14 protein-coding genes are annotated in these 18,024 nt (G+C 69.6%); 9 read left to right on the top strand and 5 right to left on the bottom strand.

From position 1 onward, the window contains the following. Positions 1-20: 20 nt before the first annotated feature. On the top strand, positions 21-1,085 hold the full coding sequence (locus ABIC65_RS04270) for a DUF2336 domain-containing protein (RefSeq protein ID WP_354307015.1): 1,065 nt from the start codon (positions 21-23) through the stop codon (positions 1,083-1,085). Next, positions 1,082-2,506, top strand: a complete 1,425-nt coding sequence (locus ABIC65_RS04265) for a PAS domain-containing sensor histidine kinase (protein WP_354307013.1) — start codon at positions 1,082-1,084, stop codon at positions 2,504-2,506. The genes ABIC65_RS04270 and ABIC65_RS04265 overlap by 4 nt, the downstream gene beginning before the upstream one ends. Before the next feature lie 4 nt (positions 2,507-2,510). On the opposite strand, the gene ABIC65_RS04260 is transcribed toward ABIC65_RS04265, so the two are convergent. Continuing rightward, positions 2,511-2,804 carry a hypothetical protein gene (locus tag ABIC65_RS04260; RefSeq protein ID WP_354307011.1) on the bottom strand — a complete coding sequence of 98 codons (294 nt, stop codon included), beginning with the start codon at positions 2,802-2,804 and terminating at the stop codon, positions 2,511-2,513. Positions 2,805-3,223: 419 nt separating this feature from the next. Here ABIC65_RS04260 and ABIC65_RS04255 point away from each other — a divergent pair, with 419 nt between their 5' ends. Further along, complete coding sequence (locus tag ABIC65_RS04255) at positions 3,224-3,598, top strand: hypothetical protein (protein ID WP_354307009.1); 375 nt, start codon at positions 3,224-3,226, stop codon at positions 3,596-3,598. Between the two features lie 25 nt (positions 3,599-3,623). Here ABIC65_RS04255 and ABIC65_RS04250 read toward each other — a convergent pair whose 3' ends face one another. Next, entirely contained in the window at positions 3,624-3,950 is a 327-nt protein-coding gene (locus tag ABIC65_RS04250; protein ID WP_354307007.1) for a hypothetical protein, read from the bottom strand. A 23-nt stretch (positions 3,951-3,973) separates the two neighbouring features. Next, the gene (locus ABIC65_RS04245) at positions 3,974-5,665 is read right to left on the bottom strand and encodes a L,D-transpeptidase family protein (protein WP_354307005.1); all 1,692 of its coding nucleotides are present in this window, start codon (positions 5,663-5,665) and stop codon (positions 3,974-3,976) included. A 164-nt stretch (positions 5,666-5,829) separates the two neighbouring features. Here ABIC65_RS04245 and ABIC65_RS04240 point away from each other — a divergent pair, with 164 nt between their 5' ends. The 4 genes from ABIC65_RS04240 (at position 5,830) to ABIC65_RS04225 (ending at position 11,931) form a co-directional block, all read left to right on the top strand. Then, positions 5,830-7,158, top strand: coding sequence for an MFS transporter (locus tag ABIC65_RS04240; protein ID WP_354307003.1), 1,329 nt, complete (start codon positions 5,830-5,832; stop codon positions 7,156-7,158). Between the two features lie 90 nt (positions 7,159-7,248). Then, positions 7,249-7,968: a GDSL-type esterase/lipase family protein gene (locus ABIC65_RS04235; RefSeq protein WP_354307002.1), complete on the top strand. Its 720-nt coding sequence runs from the start codon at positions 7,249-7,251 to the stop codon at positions 7,966-7,968. After that, positions 7,965-9,917, top strand: a complete 1,953-nt coding sequence (locus ABIC65_RS04230) for a glycoside hydrolase family 97 protein (RefSeq protein WP_354307000.1) — start codon at positions 7,965-7,967, stop codon at positions 9,915-9,917. Before ABIC65_RS04235 ends, ABIC65_RS04230 begins: the two co-directional genes overlap by 4 nt. A 160-nt stretch (positions 9,918-10,077) precedes the next feature. Beyond that, complete coding sequence (locus tag ABIC65_RS04225; RefSeq protein ID WP_354306998.1) at positions 10,078-11,931, top strand: ABC transporter ATP-binding protein; 1,854 nt, start codon at positions 10,078-10,080, stop codon at positions 11,929-11,931. 27 nt (positions 11,932-11,958) lie between these two features. On the opposite strand, the gene ABIC65_RS04220 is transcribed toward ABIC65_RS04225, so the two are convergent. Beyond that, on the bottom strand, positions 11,959-12,918 hold the full coding sequence (locus ABIC65_RS04220) for a hypothetical protein (RefSeq protein WP_354306996.1): 960 nt from the start codon (positions 12,916-12,918) through the stop codon (positions 11,959-11,961). Between the two features lie 156 nt (positions 12,919-13,074). Continuing rightward, positions 13,075-14,358 (bottom strand): citrate synthase, encoded by a 1,284-nt coding sequence (locus ABIC65_RS04215; RefSeq protein ID WP_093295578.1) that lies wholly within the window; start codon positions 14,356-14,358, stop codon positions 13,075-13,077. A 741-nt stretch (positions 14,359-15,099) separates the two neighbouring features. On the opposite strand from ABIC65_RS04215, the gene ABIC65_RS04210 reads away from it, so the two are divergent. Together ABIC65_RS04210 and bla are read left to right on the top strand one after the other, a co-directional pair. Continuing rightward, positions 15,100-17,175 (top strand): ComEC/Rec2 family competence protein, encoded by a 2,076-nt coding sequence (locus ABIC65_RS04210; RefSeq protein WP_354306994.1) that lies wholly within the window; start codon positions 15,100-15,102, stop codon positions 17,173-17,175. Further along, positions 17,172-18,023, top strand: a complete 852-nt coding sequence (gene bla / locus ABIC65_RS04205) for a subclass B3 metallo-beta-lactamase (protein WP_354306992.1) — start codon at positions 17,172-17,174, stop codon at positions 18,021-18,023. Before ABIC65_RS04210 ends, bla begins: the two co-directional genes overlap by 4 nt. Position 18,024 lies beyond the last annotated feature (1 nt).

The raw sequence follows: 18,024 nt of genomic DNA, 5'->3' as shown, positions 1-18,024 counted from the left end.
CTGCGCTATGTACCTGATACATGGCGCAGGGCGCTCCCGAACCGCGTGGTGGCCCGGCCATCGACGCCCAGGATCTGCTGGCGCGCGCAGCGGCAGCGGCGGCGCACGAACGCGCGCTCGGCGCGGCGACCGCACGCGACCTGGCGATCCCCGAAAGCCTGCGTCTCGACGAGCGGACCCGCACCGCGATGCTGATCGCGCTCGAACAGATCATCGGCGCCATCGAGGCCGGCCTGCGCCGCGCGGTGGTGCCGGAGGGCTTCCCCGGCATCGGCCCGACGCTGCCGCTGCTGCACACCGCCGGGCTGGCGGCCGACCGGGCGCTGGTCGACGAGCTGCTCGCCCGCATCCGCATCGACCAGCTTGCGGCCGGCCTGCCCCATCGCGCGGCCGAACATCCGGCGCGCCCCAGTCTGCTCGGCCGCCTCGCCGAACACCCGGCGCCCGAACTGTCGGAGGCCGCCCGCGCGTTGCTGCTCGCCGAGAGCCGCGCGCGGAGTCCTGAAGCGGGACGGTGGCGGCTGCCGTTAACCTTGCACCACCGGCTGCTTTGGTGGGTTGCATCCGCCATGCGCGAGCAAGCGGGAACCCTGGCGGGCGTGGCACTGGACGAGGCGCTCTGCGCCGCGGTCGCGGCGGAATGCGCGCTGGCCGAGCACTGCGCCGAGGAGCAGGTGGAAGCGGTGGCGCTCCGCCTCGCCGCGGCGATCGCCCCCGAGCCGCGCGAACGTGCCCGCGTGTTGCTGGAGGCGCTGCGCGACCGGCACGTAGCGTTGTTCCTGGCGGTGCTGGCGCAAGCGGCAGGCATCGCCTTCGCCGATGCGCGCGCGCTGCTGCTCGATCCCGGTGCCGAGCGACTGCTGCTGGTGCTGCACGCGCTCGACCTGCCCCGCGAAGCCATCGCCGAACTCTGCTTCCTGCTGAGCGACGCCGATCCGCGGCGCGATCTCGCCGCGCTGGCGGATGCGATCGACATGCTGGCGGCGCTCGACGTCGCCAAGGCGCGCGAGTTGCTCGCCGAACTGCGGCTGCCGCCCGACTATCGCGAGGCCCGCGCCGCGCTGCGTGGGGTTCGCGCGCGGTGATCGCGATCCCCTCGCTCGATCCGGTGGTGCCGCTGGCGGTGGCGCGGCTGGATGCCGGCGGGCGGCTGATCGACGCCGAGCCCCGGCTGCGCGCGCTGAACGATCGCGCCGGCGGCGGGATCGGGGAGCCCCTTGCCTTGCCGGGCGTGGCCGCGATCGCGCAGCTCGCCCATCGGCTGGGCATCGCGATTTCGCGCAGCGTCGTCGCGGCGGACGGCGAGGAGGAGATCGACCTCTGGGTGCGTGCCGGGCCCGATCGTGGCGGCGTGCGGCTGGAGGTGAGCGGCTGGCGGACGCGCCCGGCCTGGCGCCCGTCCGGCGATCCCGCGCGTGACGGCGATTTTCTCAGTGCCGCCGGCGACTGGCTGTGGGAGACCGATGGCGCGCTGCGACTGACCTTCCTCTCGCCCGAGGCGGGCCAGCGCCACGGCTTCGACATCCGCGATATGCTCGGCCAGCCGCTCACCCGGCTGTTCGCGCTGGCGCAGGACGATGCCGGGCAGTTGCCGATCCTCTCGGCGGTCTCCGCCCAAGCGCGCTTCGACGGGCAGCGGGCCGAGGTGCGCGGGACCGGGCGGATGGTGCGGCTCGCCGCGACGCCCCGGCACGATCCGCTCGGCCGCTTCGCCGGGTTCATCGGCGCGGCGCGGGTGCTGGACGGCGAGGGCGCCGACTCGCCGCGGCTCGTCCCGCCCGTCGCCGGGAGCGGCTTCCCGCGCGGCTTCGGCAAGCGGCTGGAGCGGGCGCTGCGCGGGCCGCTCGCGCGGATCATCGCCAATGCCGATGCGATCGGCGCGCAGGGGGAGGGGCCGATCCGCGGCGACTATGCCGGCTATGCGGGGGATATCGCCAGCGCCGGGCGGCACCTGCTCGCGCTGGTCGAGGATCTGGTCGACCTCCAAGCGATCGAGCGCGAGGATTTCGCCACGATGCGGTCGACGATCGACCTGGCCGATGTGGCGCGGCGCGCGGCGGGGCTGCTGGCGATGCGCGCGGGCGAGGCGGGGGTGCGCATCGATCGCCCCGGACCCGACGCGGTGCTGCGGGTGCGCGGCGAGTTCCGCCGGGCACTGCAGGTGCTGGTCAATCTGATTGGCAATGCGCTGCGCTACAGCCCGCGCGGAGCGGCGGTGTGGATCCGGCTCGAAAGCGAGGGCGGGATGGGTTGCGTGATCGTCGCCGATCAGGGCAAGGGCATCGCGCTCGACGACCAGGCGCGCATCTTCGAGAAGTTCGCCCGGGTCGATCCTTCCGAGCCGGGCGGCAGCGGGCTTGGGCTCTACATCGCGCGGCGGCTCGCCCGGGCGATGGGCGGCGACCTGATCGTCGACAGCGCGCCCGGCATGGGTGCGCGCTTCGTGCTGATGCTGCCGCTGGTCGAGGATCCGGAGCGCCCGCCTCCTCCTGCGGGCGCTCCCTGAGCCGTCAGCGGCGGCGGCAGACTTCGATGCGGCGGCCGTGGCGCCACTCGTCCCAGCAGACGGTACGGCTGCGATAGCCATAGCCGCCGCGGTCCCAACCCGGACGCCCGCGATCCCAGCCATAGTGACGGCCGCGATCCCAGCCGCGATGGCGCTCCCAGCGGTCATGGCGATCGTGGCGATCCCAGCGGCGCTCGTGATGATCGCGGTAGCGCCAGTCCTGCGCCTGGGCGGCGGTGGCGCCGACCAGCCCGGTGGCGACGAAGCCGGCGGCGGCGATCCATTGAACCAGTTTCATCGGGGTGTCCTTTCTCGTTTCGATGGAGAAGGACTAAGCGAGTCGACGCGTCCCAAGCCTGAACCGGTTTGTAGGCGGCGGTTCATCTTCGCATCATGCCCGGCGCGTCGCCGCACTGCGGCAAATCCGCAACAGCAACGCGACGATGTAAATTGTAGTACTGTGTAGTACGATTTTAGCTTGACGTTACGGCGCACAGGCGTAGATGGGGGCGCATACCGAAACGACCTTCGCGCCAGATGGACAGCGTGGGTTCAGGGAGCCGGGATATACCGGTAGTTCTCGCGGCGGAACGATGGGGGGATCCCCGGCAGTCCGGCGCGGGGTCAAGGTGGAACGTATTTTGCGGAACGGCCGGCGAGGCCTGTTGGTCTCGCCCGGGGAAGGCCTGCATCCGCCGCGTATAGGGAGTGCAGGCGATGGCGTATCTCGATCTTTCCGGCTTCGACCGTCAGCCTGTCACGGCGCAGGCACCTGCCGCGCTGACCCCGCTGGAATGGCAGGTCGTCGCGATCGCCCAGCGCGATCGGCTTTCCTCGCTGCAGGCGCCGAGCCGCTGGGCGCGCTTCCTCGCGATCTTCTTCGGTGGTGACCGCGCAAGCCCGCGGCTGGCCGACTCCAAGCTGGAGGCGCTGCGCCGCATCGCGGTGCTCGCCTGGCACAAGGGCTATGCGCTGCCGAAGCAGGAAATCGCCGCCTTCCACGCCTCGGGCTATTCGCTCGAGCATCTCGAGCTGCTGCTCGCGCGGGTGAGCGAAGGCCGTTCGGCCCTCAACGAGGGGCGCGCCCGCTAAGCGCGGGACGCGCCGTCGTCCTCGCTTACTGCTGCTTCTTTTCCTGGTTCTCGCTGTCGGCGTTGCGATCGATGCGCGACGTCATGCCGGTGGCGGCTGCGTCAGACTCGGTCTGTTCGCGGTCGCTGAACGGCTTCGGCTTCTCGGTCGGCGTCGCCTCGGGGACGGGCGCGGCGTTCACCGGCTCGGCCGCGGCGGGTTCCTGGGTCGAGACGTTCACGTCCGCAGGCGTCTCCGGCACGGTGATCTCGGTGACGTTGGCGTCGGGCGCGTTCGGGGCCTCGTCCTTGCTCCCGCAAGCAGCGAGGGTGAGGCCGGCGCCGGCCAGGATCGCGAAAGTGCGCAGTTTCATCGGATGTTCCTTGGCGTTCGGGTTCAGGAGGCGGTGGCGACGCTGACCGCCGCGCGCGATTCGATCTTCTCGGCGAGCAGCTTGTCCCAGCTATAGGGATCGTCGCGGAAGTTCATCGTGCCGTCGCCGCTCGCAAACGCGGTCCAGTAGAGCAGATAGACCGCCACCTGGTCGGCATCGGCAAGGCGGACTCGCACCGTCTTGGTGCCTTCCAGCTGCGCGGCGATCGCCTCGGGCTGCCACTCCGGATCGTTCTTCAGCAGCAGTTCGGCGAGCGGGCCGGGCTTTTCCAGGCGGACGCAGCCATGGCTGTCCAGCCGGCTATAGCTGTTGAAGCCCGACTGGACCGGCGTGTCGTGCAGATAGACGGCGTACGGGTTGTCGAAATCGAACTTGTAGCGGCCGAGCGCGCTGCGCGAACCCGATTCCTGCTGCAGGCGGCGATCCGGCCCGGTGCCGATCACACGGTAGCCATGCGCCTTCAGATAGGCCTCGCCCTTGGGCCACAGTTCCTTCGCCGCGATCCCGCTCGGCACGTTCCACGGCGGGTTGAGCACGATCGAATGGATGCGCGACTGGAGCATCGGCGTCTCGTTGCCCGGGCGACCGGTGACCGCCTTCATCGAGGCGATCGGGCTGTCGCCCTCGAACACCGTCATCACCGCGGCGGCGATGTTCACCTGAATGCGCTTGGCGGGCAGCGTCTGCGGCAGCCAGCGCCAGCGCTCCATGTTCGCCATGATCTGGCGCACGCGCGCCTCGACCGGCACGTTGAGCGCGGCGAGCGTGCCGGTGGAGACGACGCCGGTCGGGCGCAGGCCGTAGCGGCGCTGGGCGCGGAGCACGGCGTCCTGCAGGTCCTGGTCGAACACGTCGCCGCTGGCCGAGACCTGCTTGTCCTCGACCGCGAGCCGCTTGCGCAGCGCCTTCACCCGCGCGCCGCTGGCGCCTTTGGCGAGGTCGGGCCCGGGCGCGAGCTTGGGCCAGCCACCCGAGGTAAGGATCGCGCGGTAGGCGACCAGGCCCTTCTCCAGCCCGTCATAGCCGGCATAGGGCGGCGGCAGCGAGCGGATCCAGGCGGCGAGGCGATCGCGCTTCACCGCATCGGCGAAGCCGGGGGCGGGATCGAACGGGGCGGGGCGCAGGCCCCAGTCGTTGATGAAGTCGCTCGAATCGAGCCGGCCCGAATGGACGGCGCGGGCATAGTCGAGCGCGGCCCGGGCCATGCCGTCGCTATCGTTGGGCAGGGTGACCGTGCTGGTCATGCGGCGCAGGCCCTGCGACAGGCCGGCGTCGGTGAGGAGCTGGCGGAGTTCCCCGATCTGCTTGCCGCTGAGCGTGGGCAGCGGGGTCGCCGCGACCAGCGGCGCGGGGGCGAGCGGAGTCGGCTGCACCTGGGGCGGCGCGAGCGTCGGGCGGGGCGCCTGCACCGCCGGAGTCTGGCCCTGCGGTGCGCGCGGGGTCTGCGCCTGCGATGCACGCTGCGCGGGCGTCGCCGCCGGTCGCGGCGTCTGCGTGCGCGCCGGGGCCTGGATTTGGGTCTGGCTTACCGGCGTCGGCGTCGGCTGGGCGGTGGGAGTCGGGCTCGGCTTGGGCTTCGGAATCAGCCGGAACTGGGCCATGGCAGGCGAAGCGATCGCGCTTGCCAGCGCCACGATTGCCACCCCCTTTTTCATCACCAACTTCGTTCCCACCGGCTTCTTCACTTCGTCCACGCGCAATACTCCACTCGCCGCGTCGTCTATCAACGCATCGGCCTATAGGCGATGCCCGCACGAACATGCGAGAAGGAAAACCCATCCCCCGCTCAGCTTGACTTTTGCCAACGTTGTCGGGAAGCGTCGCGCCCACATCGCCACCAGGGCAGGAGAGGGATCGCTTGGCCACCGCACGTTCGACGCACACCACGCTGGCATTCGCCGCGGTAACAACGCTGTTCTTCGCCTGGGGGTTCATCACCTCGCTGGTCGATCCGCTCGTCGCGGCGGTGAAGGGCATCTTCACGCTCACCAATCTGCAGGCGCAGGCGAGCGCTTTCGCCTTCTTCTTCGCCTATTTCGTCGTCTCGCTGCCCGCCGCCGCGCTGGTTTCGCGGCTCAAGGCGGTGCCGTCGATCCTGCTGGCTTTGTGCACCATGGCGGTCGCCTGCCTCATCATGCTGACCGCGGCCAACCTCGCCAATTACTGGCTGGTGCTGCTCGGCCTGTTCGTGCTGGCGAGCGGCATCACCGTGCTCCAGGTCGCGGCGAATCCGCTGGCGGCGGCGCTCGGCGATCCGCAGCGCAGCCATTTCCGGCTGGTGCTGAGCCAGACCTTCAATTCCTTCGGCACCTTCCTCGGCCCGCTGCTGGGCGCGCATCTGTTCCTCAAGGGCGTCGAGGTGAAGTCGGGCGCGGTCGTGGATCCGGCGGTCCGCGCCGAGGCGCTGGCGGGCATCGATACCGCTTATCTGTGGATCTGCGGGCTGATCCTCGCGCTCGCGTTGTTCTTCTTCGTCAGCCGCCGCGTCGTCAGCGATGCCGCGCCCGCGCACAAGGGCACAACGGGCCTGTTCGACGCCTTTTCGTCGCGCTGGGCGCTGTTCGGCGCGCTCGGCATCTTCCTCTATGTCGGCGCCGAGGTGTCGATCGGCACCCAGATGGCGCTATTCCTCAACGACAACAGCATCTGGGGCCAGTCCGACGCGCCGTTCGGGGTGCCGATCCTTGGTACGCTAATGGGCAGCGACGGCGTGCACGGCGTGTCGCTCCAGGAAGCCGGCAAGGCCGTCGCCTTCTACTGGGGCGGGGCGATGGTCGGCCGCGCGCTCGGCTCGCTGCTGCTCACGCGTGTCCGCGCCGACAAGCTGCTCGCGCTGTTCACCGTCATCGCGGCGGCGATGTGCCTCTATGTCGTCGCGGTCGGCGGCGTCACCGCGGGTTTCGTCGCGCTGTCGATCGGCCTGTTCAACTCGATCATGTTCCCCGTGATCTTCACCCTGACGCTCGAACGGTCGGGCGCCAGCGAGGAGGCGACCTCGGGCCTGCTGTGCACCGCAATCGTCGGCGGCGCGCTGCTGCCGTTGCTGGTCGGCAAGGTGGCGGATCTGCACGGCTATGCCTTCGCGCTGATCGTGCCCGCGCTCTGCTACGTGGTGCTGTGCGGCTTCGCGATCGCCGCGGGCCGCGCCAAGCCGGTGCGCGCGGGCGGCGGCGCTTCGCTGCACTGATCGAAAGGGGCCGGGCGAGGGTTTGACGCTCCCGCAGCGTTGCGCCACGCTCGGCCCCCAACGACCAAGACCTTCTCCAGGAGAATCGGGATGTCCCTCCGCCGCCGTTCGCTGCTCGCCGGCGTACTTGCGCTGCCCCTCGTCGCCCGCGCGCAGACGCAGGAGACCTATCAGCAGCGCAAGGAACGCCTGTTGCACGAGGATTTCCCCGAACTCAGCCGCTACGCCGCCGACAATGCCCGCATCCTGGCGGCGGGCGAGAAGGTGAACATCGTCTTCATGGGCGATTCGATCACCGAGGGCTGGAAGAGCAAGCGCCCGGGCTTCTTCACCCCGGGTCGCGTCGGGCGCGGCATCAGCGGCCAGACCACGCCGCAGATGGTGCTGCGGATGATGGCGGACGTCGTCCATCTCAAGCCGCGCTACGTCCATATCATGGCGGGCACCAACGACATCGCCGGCAATACCGGCCCGATGACGCGCGCGCAGAGCTACGACAATTTCCGCATGATGACCCAGATCGCCAAGGCGAACGGCATCGGCGTGATCCTCGCATCGGTGCCGCCCGCGGATCACTTCCCCTGGCGCGAGGGGCTCGACGTGGTCGGCCCGATCCGCGAGATCAACGCCTGGCTGCAGGGCTATGCCAAGGCCGAGCGGCTGACTTGGGTCGATTACACCCCGGTGCTGGGCGACGCGAAGGGCGCGATGAAGCCGGGCCTTGCGTCGGACGGCGTGCACCCCACCGAAGCCGGCTATGATGCGATGGCGACGGTGATCGAACCGATCCTGAAAGCCCGTCACGCGTGAAGTGGCTGCTCGGCACGGCGGCGCTGCTGATCGCGGCTCCGGCCGCCGGGCAGACGCTGGAGGTGGTCTCCCCCGACGGCGCCAACCGCGTGGTGGTGGCGCTCGATCGGCAGGGCGTGCCCAATTACACGGTGCAGCGAAAGGGCGAGCTGGTGCTGGCCCCCGCACCGATTGCGCTCGACCTGGATCGCGACATGCTCGGCTGGGGCATGGCCGTCACCGGCAGCGAGGCGAGCAGCGCCGACACGCGCTACAAGATCGTCCTCGGCAAGGCGGCCGAGGGGCGCGACAACTACAACCAGCGCATCATCCACCTGCAGGAACGCGGCGGCGCCAAGCGGCGGATGGACATCATCCTGCGCGCCTATGACGACGGCATCGCCTTCCGCACGCTGGTGCCGGTGCAGCCGGCGACCGCCGCGGCGGTGGTGCGTTACGAACGCACGGGTTTCTACTTCCCGCAGCCGTGGAGATGCTGGGGGTTCAATGTCGGTCGGTTCGGCTCCAGCCACGAAGGCGAGTTCGACCCCGTCGACACCACGCGGCTGCGCGACCACAACCTGTTCGACGTGCCCTTCGCGTGCGAGACGGGGAAGGGCGCCTTCGCCATCGCCGAGGCCGACCTGATCGACTTCGCCGCGATGTATCTCACCGGCCGCGGCGACGGTGGGCCGGGGCTGCAGGTGAAGCTCTCGCCCTCGCTCGACGACCCGCGCGTCGCGGTGCACACCCGCATCGGCAGCCCGATCGTCACGCCGTGGCGGGTGGTGATGCTCGCCGACCGGCTCGGCACGCTGCAGGAATCGACGCTGCTCGCCAGCCTCTCCACCCCAAGCCGGATCGAGGACACCAGCTGGATCCAGCCGGGGCTGACCAGCTGGGACTGGTGGAGCGGGCCCTCGATCGCCAAGCTCCCCGGCCAGCGCACCACGACGGCGGTGGCCAAGGCGTTCATCGACTTCGCCGCAGCCAATGGCATGCCCTACACGATGATCGACGAGGGCTGGTATGCCGGCGCGGGCGGCGGCGGGGTGCGGCGCCCGGGCGTGGACATCACCAAATGGGCCGATGCGATCAACCTCCAGGAGGTCGCCGATTATGCCCGGTCCAAGAAGGTGCGGCTGTGGCTCTGGGCGCACTGGCAGGCGCTCGACGAGCAGATGGAAGACGCGCTCGCGCTCTACGAGAAGCTGGGTGTCGCCGGCATCAAGATCGATTTCATGGAACGCGACGACCAGTGGATGGTCAATTGGTACCAGAAGCTGCTCGGCGCGGCCGCACGGCACCATCTGATGGTCGACCTGCACGGTGCCTTCGCGCCGCGCGGGCTCACCCGCACCTGGCCCAATTTCGTCACCCTGGAAGGCGTGATGGGCGCAGAATACAACAAGTGGAGCAGCCGCGCGACCGCGGGCAACGACGTGATGCTCGCCTATACGCGCGGGCTGCTGGGGCCGATGGACTATACCCCCGGCGGCTTCCGCAACGTCACGCCCGCCGATTTCCGGATGCGCGGCGACCTGCCCATGGTGCAGTCGACCCGCGCGCACGGGCTGGCGATGTATGTCGTATTCCTCTCGCCGCTGCAGGCGGTGGCCGACAGCCCGGACACCTATGCGGCCAGCCCGGCGGGCTTCGACTTCATCCGGCAGGTGCCGACCAGCTGGGACGAGACGCGCTTCCTCGCCGGGGAGACGGGCGCCTACATCGTGCTGGCCCGGCGCAAGGGGAAGACCTGGTATCTCGGCGCGATGAACGACGAGAAGGCGCGGACCGTCTCCGTGCCGCTCGACTTCCTTGGCGCGCGCGGTACCGAGGCGCGGATCTGGAGCGACGGGGCGGCGCCCGATGCCGTGCAGGTGGAGACGAAACGCGTGTCGAAGGATACGCCGCTGACACTCAACCTCGCAGCAACCGGCGGGGCAGTGGCGGTGTTTCAGGAGCGCTGATCCAGGCAGCGGCTGCCCAGATTCTGCCGCATTTCGTCGCCGCTATTTCACCGCTCACCTGCAGTTGTCGCAAAGTTCACCCAGGGTTCATGGCCCGATGGGTCTTTTCGGTCGCATGATTGTTGCAATGCAGCGCCCGGAAAACCCGAAGGGGAACGACATGCCGTTTTTGAAGAGCCCGGCTCGGTTCCTGCTCCACTATGTCACGCGGCGGCCGCTGGCCTTCGCGCTGCTCGCGCTGCTCGTCGTGGGCGGCGCCTCCAGCGCGGTGGGCGTGCAGTACGCGATGAAGCTGTTGATCGATTCGATGACGGTCGCGGCGCCCTCGCACGCCGCCGTGTACTTCGCGCTCGCCGCATTTGTCGGCCTTGTGGCGCTGGAGAACGGGCTGGTTCGCGGCGCGGCGATGTTGTTGTGCAACATCACCGTGGCGAGCGGCGTGCGTATCCGTCTCGACATGTTCCACTATCTGACCGGCCACCATATCGGCTTCTTCCAGAATCAGCGCGGCGGCTCGCTGGGGCACCGCGTCGGCGCGCTGACCGGCTCGTTCCAGGCGCTCACCCACCGCATCCTGATGGAGATCACGCCGCCGCTGATCGCGTTCGGCGGCGCGCTGCTGATCTTCCTCGCGATCGACTGGCGGATGGCGGTGGCGATCACCGGCATCTTCGTCGCGGCGAGCACCGGCCTGGTCTTCCTCGGCATGCGCGGCGACAAATACCACAAGGCCTTCGCCCGCGCCGCCAGTGAGAGCGGCGGCGAGCTGGTCGATCTGGTCGGCAACATCGCCGCGATCAAGTCGTTCGGCGCGCGGCGTCGCGAGTCCGAGCGGCTCGCCGGCTTCTTCCAGACCGAGGCGGCGGCGCAGAAGCGCGGCTGGATGTTCGTCGAGCGCATCCGCGTCCTCCACGACGTGGCGCTGGTCATCCTGGTCGGCGGCGCGCTGGTCTGGGCGGTCGAGCGCTGGATCGCCGGCGGCATCACCGCGGGCGACGTCGTCGTCGTCAGCGCGATGACCTTCCGCATGCTCAACGGCTCGCGTGATCTCGCCATGGCGCTGATCGATACCAGCCAGCAGTTCAGCTATCTGCGCGAGACGCTGGAGATCGTCGGCGCCCCCCATGCGCTGGAAGACGCCCCCGACGCGGTGCCGCTGCAGGCAACCGAGGGCGAGGTCCGCATCGAGGGCCTCACCTTCGGGCATCATCCCGGTCGCCCGGTGCTGCACGACCTATCGCTGGAGGTCACACCCGGGCAGAAGATCGGCATCGTCGGCCCCTCGGGTGCCGGCAAGTCGACGATCCTCCAACTCGTACAGCGCCTGCACGATCCGCAGGCGGGACGCGTCCTGATCGACGGGCAGCCGATCGACCAGGTGACGCAGGACAGCCTGCACCAGGCCGTCGCCGTGGTGCCGCAGGAGGTGCTGCTGTTCCACCGCTCGATCCTCGAGAATATCCGCTTCGCCCGCCCCGAAGCCACCGATGCCGAGGTTCGCGCGGCGGCGGAGGCGGCGCACTGCGCGGGCTTCATCGCGCTGCTGCCCAAGGGCTATGACACGATCGTCGGCGAGCGCGGGACCAACCTGTCGGGCGGCCAGCGCCAGCGCATCGGCATCGCCCGCGCATTCCTCAGCAAGGCGCCGATCGTGCTGCTCGACGAGGCGACCTCGGCGCTCGACACGGGCTCGGAGATCGAGGTGCAGCAGGCGCTCGATGCTCTGATGGCGCATCGCACCGTGCTCGCGGTGGCGCATCGCCTGTCCACGGTGGTCGGCTTCGACCGCGTCATCGTCGTCGAGCATGGCCGGATCGTCGAGGACGGCGCTCCGCTGTCGCTGCTGCGCGCGGGCGGCGCGTTCCAGCGGCTCTGGGCGCTGCAGGCCGAGGGGCTGGACGCCCCGGTCGAGCGCCGCGAGTTCCCCCGCTTCGTCGCCGGCACCGCGCTGCGGATGTTCGGTATCGGCGCGCGTCCGCCGCTGCGGGTGGTGGAGCGGCAGGCGGCGGGCTGAAGCCTGCCGTCTCCGCCCATCGGGACGTCAAAATTCAATGATGCCCGGGGCGAAGCGCGCGCGATAGTCGACGCCGCGGAGCGCGCCATTGGGCTGCGGTGCGGAAATGCGCATTCTGGGATATACCGGCGAGCCCGGGGCCAGCAGAACGGGACGCTTGCCCTCGAAGGTGTAGAGCGGCGCGTTCTGCAGCTGGTAGCGGCAGATCGGATCGGCCCACAACATCGCCGCCCCATGCAACACCCGCCGCATCGACGGCGAGAGCCGTTCCTCCGGCACCTCGACGAAGCGCGGTCGCGCCATCCAGGCATCGCCGCCGTCCTGCAACTGGATACCATAGCTGATCTGCGCCGCCATGCAGGGGATCGGGCCGATCAGGAACCGCACCCGCTTCCAGGCAAAGTCGCCGGAGATGGGAACCTGCTTGAAGCCGCCCGCGACGATGTCCCGACCGAGATTGGCGTGATCGATCGGGCGAGGGTCCTCGGCACCGGCGGCGATCCACATGTCGACGCGGCCTGCCTTCCGGGCGGCGACATTGGCGGTGAGGATCATATATCTACCCCAATAGGGGCTGGCGTCGAAGCCGCGCCGCAACTGCGCGACGCCGCCGCCGAACCGGTTCCGCGCGCCGATACAGACCTTTTCGCCATCCTCGGGCACGCGAAACACGAAGTCCTTCAGCCTCACGCCGGCCCGTTGCCAGAGCATCGGATCGGCGGTCGGGAAATGGTCCGGCACGAGCGCATAACGTTGCTTGGTGACGTCGCGCCAGATCAGCTGGCGACCACGCGGTCCCGTGCCCGCGTCCCGGTCGACTGCGTCCTGCGGATCGTCCGTGCGCGGCCAGCAGCGCGGTACCGTGCCGGTAACGACGATTTCGTCGTCTGCGATGTCCGGCGGCGCCATGGTCTGCCGTGTCTGCGACGATTGCAGGGTAGAGGCGCCTAGGAGGGGGACGACAAGCAGCAGTGCCAGACGGATCATCGACGGTCCTCCGTCACGTGCAGGCGTGATCGCGGCACGATGCGCGCAGGGCATGCGCCTGTCCAGCGGGCGCGGGCCAAAGAAAAACGGCGCCACCGCGGATGCGGGACGCCGTTTTTTCCAAGCCTGGTCCGGGGCGAACCCCGGACGCAACGCTCAGCGCTGGCTGACGGGCACGTAGTCGCGCTGCGTGGGGCCGGTGTAGAGCTGGCGCGGACGGCCGATCTTCTGCTCGGGGTCCGAGATCATCTCGTTCCACTGCGCCACCCAGCCGACGGTGCGGGCTAGGGCGAACAGCGCGGTGAACATCGTCGTCGGGAAGCCGATCGCCGACAGGATCACGCCCGAATAGAAGTCGACGTTCGGGAACAGCTTCTTCTCGACGAAGTAGTCGTCCTTGAGTGCCATTTCCTCGAGCTGCAGCGCCACCTCGAACACGGGGTCCGAAACGTTGAGCGAGGCGAACACTTCGCGCACGGTCTTCTGCATGACCGTAGCGCGCGGATCGTAGTTCTTGTACACGCGGTGGCCGAAGCCCATCAGGCGGAACGGATCGTTCTTGTCCTTCGCGCGGGCGATGAACTCGGGGATGCGCTCCGGACGGCCGATCTCGTGCAGCATGTTGAGCGCCGCTTCGTTGGCGCCGCCATGCGCCGGGCCCCACAGGCAGGCGATGCCGGCCGCGATGCAGGCGAACGGATTGGCGCCCGACGAACCGGCGAGGCGCACGGTCGAGGTCGAGGCGTTCTGCTCGTGATCGGCGTGGAGGATGAAGATGCGGTCGAGCGCCTTCTCTACCACCGGATTCACTTCATATTCCTCGGCCGGAACGCCGAAGGTCATGCGCAGGAAGTTGCCGGTGTAGCTCAGGTCGTTCTTCGGATAGAGGAACGGCTGGCCGACGCTGTACTTGTACGCCATCGCTGCGATCGTCGGCATCTTGGCGATCAGGCGGTGCGACGCGATCATGCGCTGCGTCGGATCGGTGATGTCGGTCGAATCGTGGTAGAAGGCCGAAAGCGCTCCGACGACGCCGCACATCACCGCCATCGGGTGCGCGTCGCGACGGAAGCCGCGATAGAAGGTCGCCAGCTGCTCGTGCAGCATGGTGTGGCGGGTGATCGTGCTCTCGAACTTGGTAAGCTCGTCCTGCGTCGGCAGCTCGCCGTTGAGCAGCAGGTACGAGACTTCCATGAAGCTCGAATTCTCGGCCAGCTGGCCGATCGGGTAGCCGCGGTGGAGCAGCACGCCTTCATCGCCGTCGATGAAGGTCAGGCCCGACTCGCAGCTCGCGGTCGAGGTGAAACCCGGATCGTAGGTGAAGGCGCCGGTCTGCGCATAGAGCTTGCGGATGTCGACGACGTCCGGGCCGGTGCTGCCCTTGAGGACCGGATATTCTACGTCTTTCCCCGCAATCTGCAGTTTGGCGGTATCGCTCATGTAGTCGTCCTTTCCTTCGACCCGTTTTCAGGCGGGCGTACGCATCTGATCTGCGAAGCGGGGAGAGGCCCTTCGGTTCCCGGCGTCGCCTGGGCGCCGGAATTAGCCGGAGAAGGTCGGCGGCCGGTTAACGCCGCACGCAGCGGCTTCCCCAGGTCGCCGGCTTCCCGCCCGCTTCGTCCGCGACGGTGCGTACCGCCGCTTCGAGTGCCTCCGTATCCCACGTTACCAATCCGTCAAGCGCGGGATGCAACCGAGGAGCGCGGGGGCGCGGCTCGCCCTCTAGCAGAGCGCTTGCCGCTTCGTCCAATGTACGTGCGCGCATGCGAAAAAGAAGGGCCGGAGAGGGGGCGCAACGCTGGAAAATCCGAACGGAACACCGATTTGCACCTATGCTGCGGTGCAAATTACCTATCCCGACTCGTCGTTGGACGGAGCCAATATCCTCCCCGTGTTCGCGCCCCGGTGCCCGACATCCGACGATCACCGCAAGAAAACCGTAGCGGTTCACTCTCTCCGAAGATTTGAGCCAATATGGTGTGCAGATGGGAAGATCATGCGTGGCTCGGGCGTTTGCCTGCGCGGTACGCTGTTTTCTTCTGTTGCGCACCTGCGCGTATGTCCGCAGTCTTTCGCGCCATGGCCAGTCCCGCCGCTGCAGCCCCGAACCCGGGGATGTCCAGCCTTCCCTTGGGGGGCTGGTGGCGATTCCCCAAGCGACCTACCAGCGTATGGGGGGTGGTGGAGCGCTGGCTGGAGGCAGAGCGGGGCCAGTTGCCGCTGTGGGTGCCGATCGCCTTCGGGGCCGGAATCAGCGGCTGGTTCCTGCTTGCCGGACCACGGCAATGGATCGGCTTCGTCGTCGCCGCGCTGGGGGTGGCGGGTTTCGGCGCCGTGCTTCGCGGCCGAAGCGGGCGGGCCATGCTGGTGGGCGGACTGCTGGTCGCTGCGGGCTGCGGCGCGATCTGGTGGCGAGCCGAGCATTGCGCCGCGCCGGTGCTGGCGCGGCCGCAGGTGGCGCAGTTCGACGCCGCCGTGCTGCGGGTCGAGTCGCGCCCGGCGCGAGGGCTGGTGCGGCTGGTGCTCGCGCCGGTGCGCCGCGCCGACCTGCCGCCGCGGCTGCGGGTGAATGTAGACGCGGCGGCGGTGCCGCCCGGGCTCGTGGCGGGCGCGCTGGTGGCGTTGCGGGCGCGACTGGTCCCGCCACCGGGGCCATCGGTGCCTGGGGCCTATGATTTCCGGCGGGTCGCCTGGTTCGACGGGATCGGCGCTACCGGCAAGGCGCTCGACCCGGTAACGCTGCTCCGGGCGCCGCCCAAGGCCGGGCAGGACCTGCGCGCCGCCTTGTCCGCGCATATCGAGTCGCGGCTGCCGGGCAGTGCAGGCGGCATCGCCAGTGCGCTCGCCACCGGCGACGAAGGCGCGATTTCCGAGAACGACAGCGAGGCGATGCGGCGCGCCGGCCTGGCGCACCTGCTGTCGGTCAGCGGCCTGCACGTTACCGCCGTCACCGGCGCGGCGATGCTGGTGGTGTTGCGGCTGCTCGCGCTGAGCCCATGGCTGGCACTGCGCGTGCGGCTGCCGCTGGTTGCGGCGGGGGCGGGGGCACTGGCGGCGATCGGCTATACCTGGCTCACCGGCGGGCAGGTGCCGACGATCCGCTCCTGCGTCGCCGCGCTGCTGGTGCTGGTGGCGCTCAGCCTGGGGCGCGAGGCACTGACGCTGCGGCTGGTCGCCGCTGGCGCGATGGTGGTGCTGCTGCTGTGGCCGGAGTCGCTCGCGGGCCCCAGCTTCCAGCTGAGCTTCACCGCAGTGGCCGCGATCGTCGCGCTGCACGAAAGCCCGTACATGCGCCGCTGGTTCGAGGCGCGCGAGGAGGGATTGGCACGGCGGATCACGCGCGGGGCGGGATCGCTGCTGCTCACCGGCATTCTGGTCGAGCTGGCGCTGATGCCGATCGGGCTGTTCCATTTCCACAAGGGCGGCATCTACGGCGCGGTGGCCAATATCGCCGCGATCCCGCTCACCACCTTCGTGGTGATGCCGCTCGAGGCGCTGGCGTTGCTGGGCGACCTGATCGGGATAGGAGCCCCCTTCTGGTGGCTGACCGGCAAGGCGATGGCGCTGCTGCTGTGGATCGCGCACAGCGTGGCGAGCGCGCCCGGATCGGTCGCGGCGCTGCCGGTGATGCCCGCGGGCGCCTTCGCGTGCATGGTGCTCGGCGGGCTGTGGCTGGGCCTGTGGCGGACGCGGGTGCGGATCGCGGGGCTGGTGCCGCTGCTCGCCGGAGGGCTGTGGGCGCTGGCGACGCCCGGCCCGGACCTTCTGGTCACCGGGGATGGGCGGCACGTCGCACTCCGCATGGCGGACGGCAGTCTCGCGCTGCTGCGCGACCGCGCGGGCGACTTCACCCGGCAGGTGCTCGGCGAGAATGGCGGGGTGGAGGCCGATGCGCTGGCGGCGCTCGCCGAGCGGCCCGATGCGCGGTGCAGCCCCGATGTCTGCGTGGCGGAGGTGGTACAGGGCGGGCGGCGCTGGCGCGTCGCGGCTACGCGCAGCGTCTATCCCGTGGCGTGGCGCGAACTGGTCGCGGTCTGCGCGTCGAGCGACATCGTGGTGAGCGAACGGCGGCTGCCGCGTGCCTGCAAGCCCCGCTGGCTGCGGCTCGACCGGCGGGTGCTCGATGCCACCGGTGGGGTCGCGGTGGAGTTCGCGGGTGGGGCGGTCCGCACCGTGCACGCGGCGGCGCACCAGCCATGGCTTGACCCGCCCACCGTCCAGCCCCCATTCAGCGCCGCGAAGGGAGATCGACGATGATCCGGATTCTGCTTGCGGCCTCGGCACTTGGCCTCGCGTCCCCGGCGCTGGCGCAGGGCACCGACTGGGCCAAGACCCGCGCCGAATGGAATCAGACCATGGCGCCGTTCCGGATCCTCGGCAATGTCCACTATGTCGGCACCGCGGGCATTTCGGCCTATCTGATCACCAGCCCGCAGGGGCACATCCTGATCGACGGCGGCATGCCCGAAAGCGCGCCGCTGATCGCCGCGAACATCGAGAAGCTGGGATTCAAGCTCGGCGACGTGAAGATCCTGCTGATCAACCACGCGCATTGGGACCATGAGGGCGGCCTGGCCGAGCTCAAGCGCCGCACCGGCGCCCGGCTGCTGGCGAGCGCGGCCGACACCCCGGCGCTGGAGGCGGGCAAGTCCGACTATCGCCCCGATATCAGCATCGCCGCGCCGCCGGTGAAGGTCGACGGCCAGCTGAAGGACGGCGAGGAGATCCGGCTCGGCACCAACACGCTGGTCGCGCATCTGACGCCGGGGCACACCAAGGGCTGCACCAGCTTCACGATGCAGGTGCCCTCGGGCGGGGACAGCCTGACAGTATTGTTCGCCTGCAGCCTCAGCGTCGCCGACCAGCCGCTGACGCCGGGCCATGGCTATGACGCGGCACCCGCCGATTTCCGCGCCACCTTCGCCAAGCTGCGCGCCACGCAGGCGGACGTGTTCCTCAGCTTCCACGCCGAGCAGTTCGATCTCGCCGCCAAGCGCGCCAAGCAACTTGCGGGCGATGCCGAGGCGTTCGTCGATCCGGGCGAACTCGCGCGCCGGGTGGATGCGGCGCAGAAGGCGTTCGAGGCAGCCGCTCGCCAGCCATAGC

Origin of the sequence: Sphingomonas trueperi, assembly GCF_040545665.1 — a bacterium.
GTDB classification, from domain to species: domain Bacteria; phylum Pseudomonadota; class Alphaproteobacteria; order Sphingomonadales; family Sphingomonadaceae; genus Sphingomonas; species Sphingomonas trueperi_B.
This window is presented reverse-complemented; position numbering and strand designations above follow the sequence as displayed.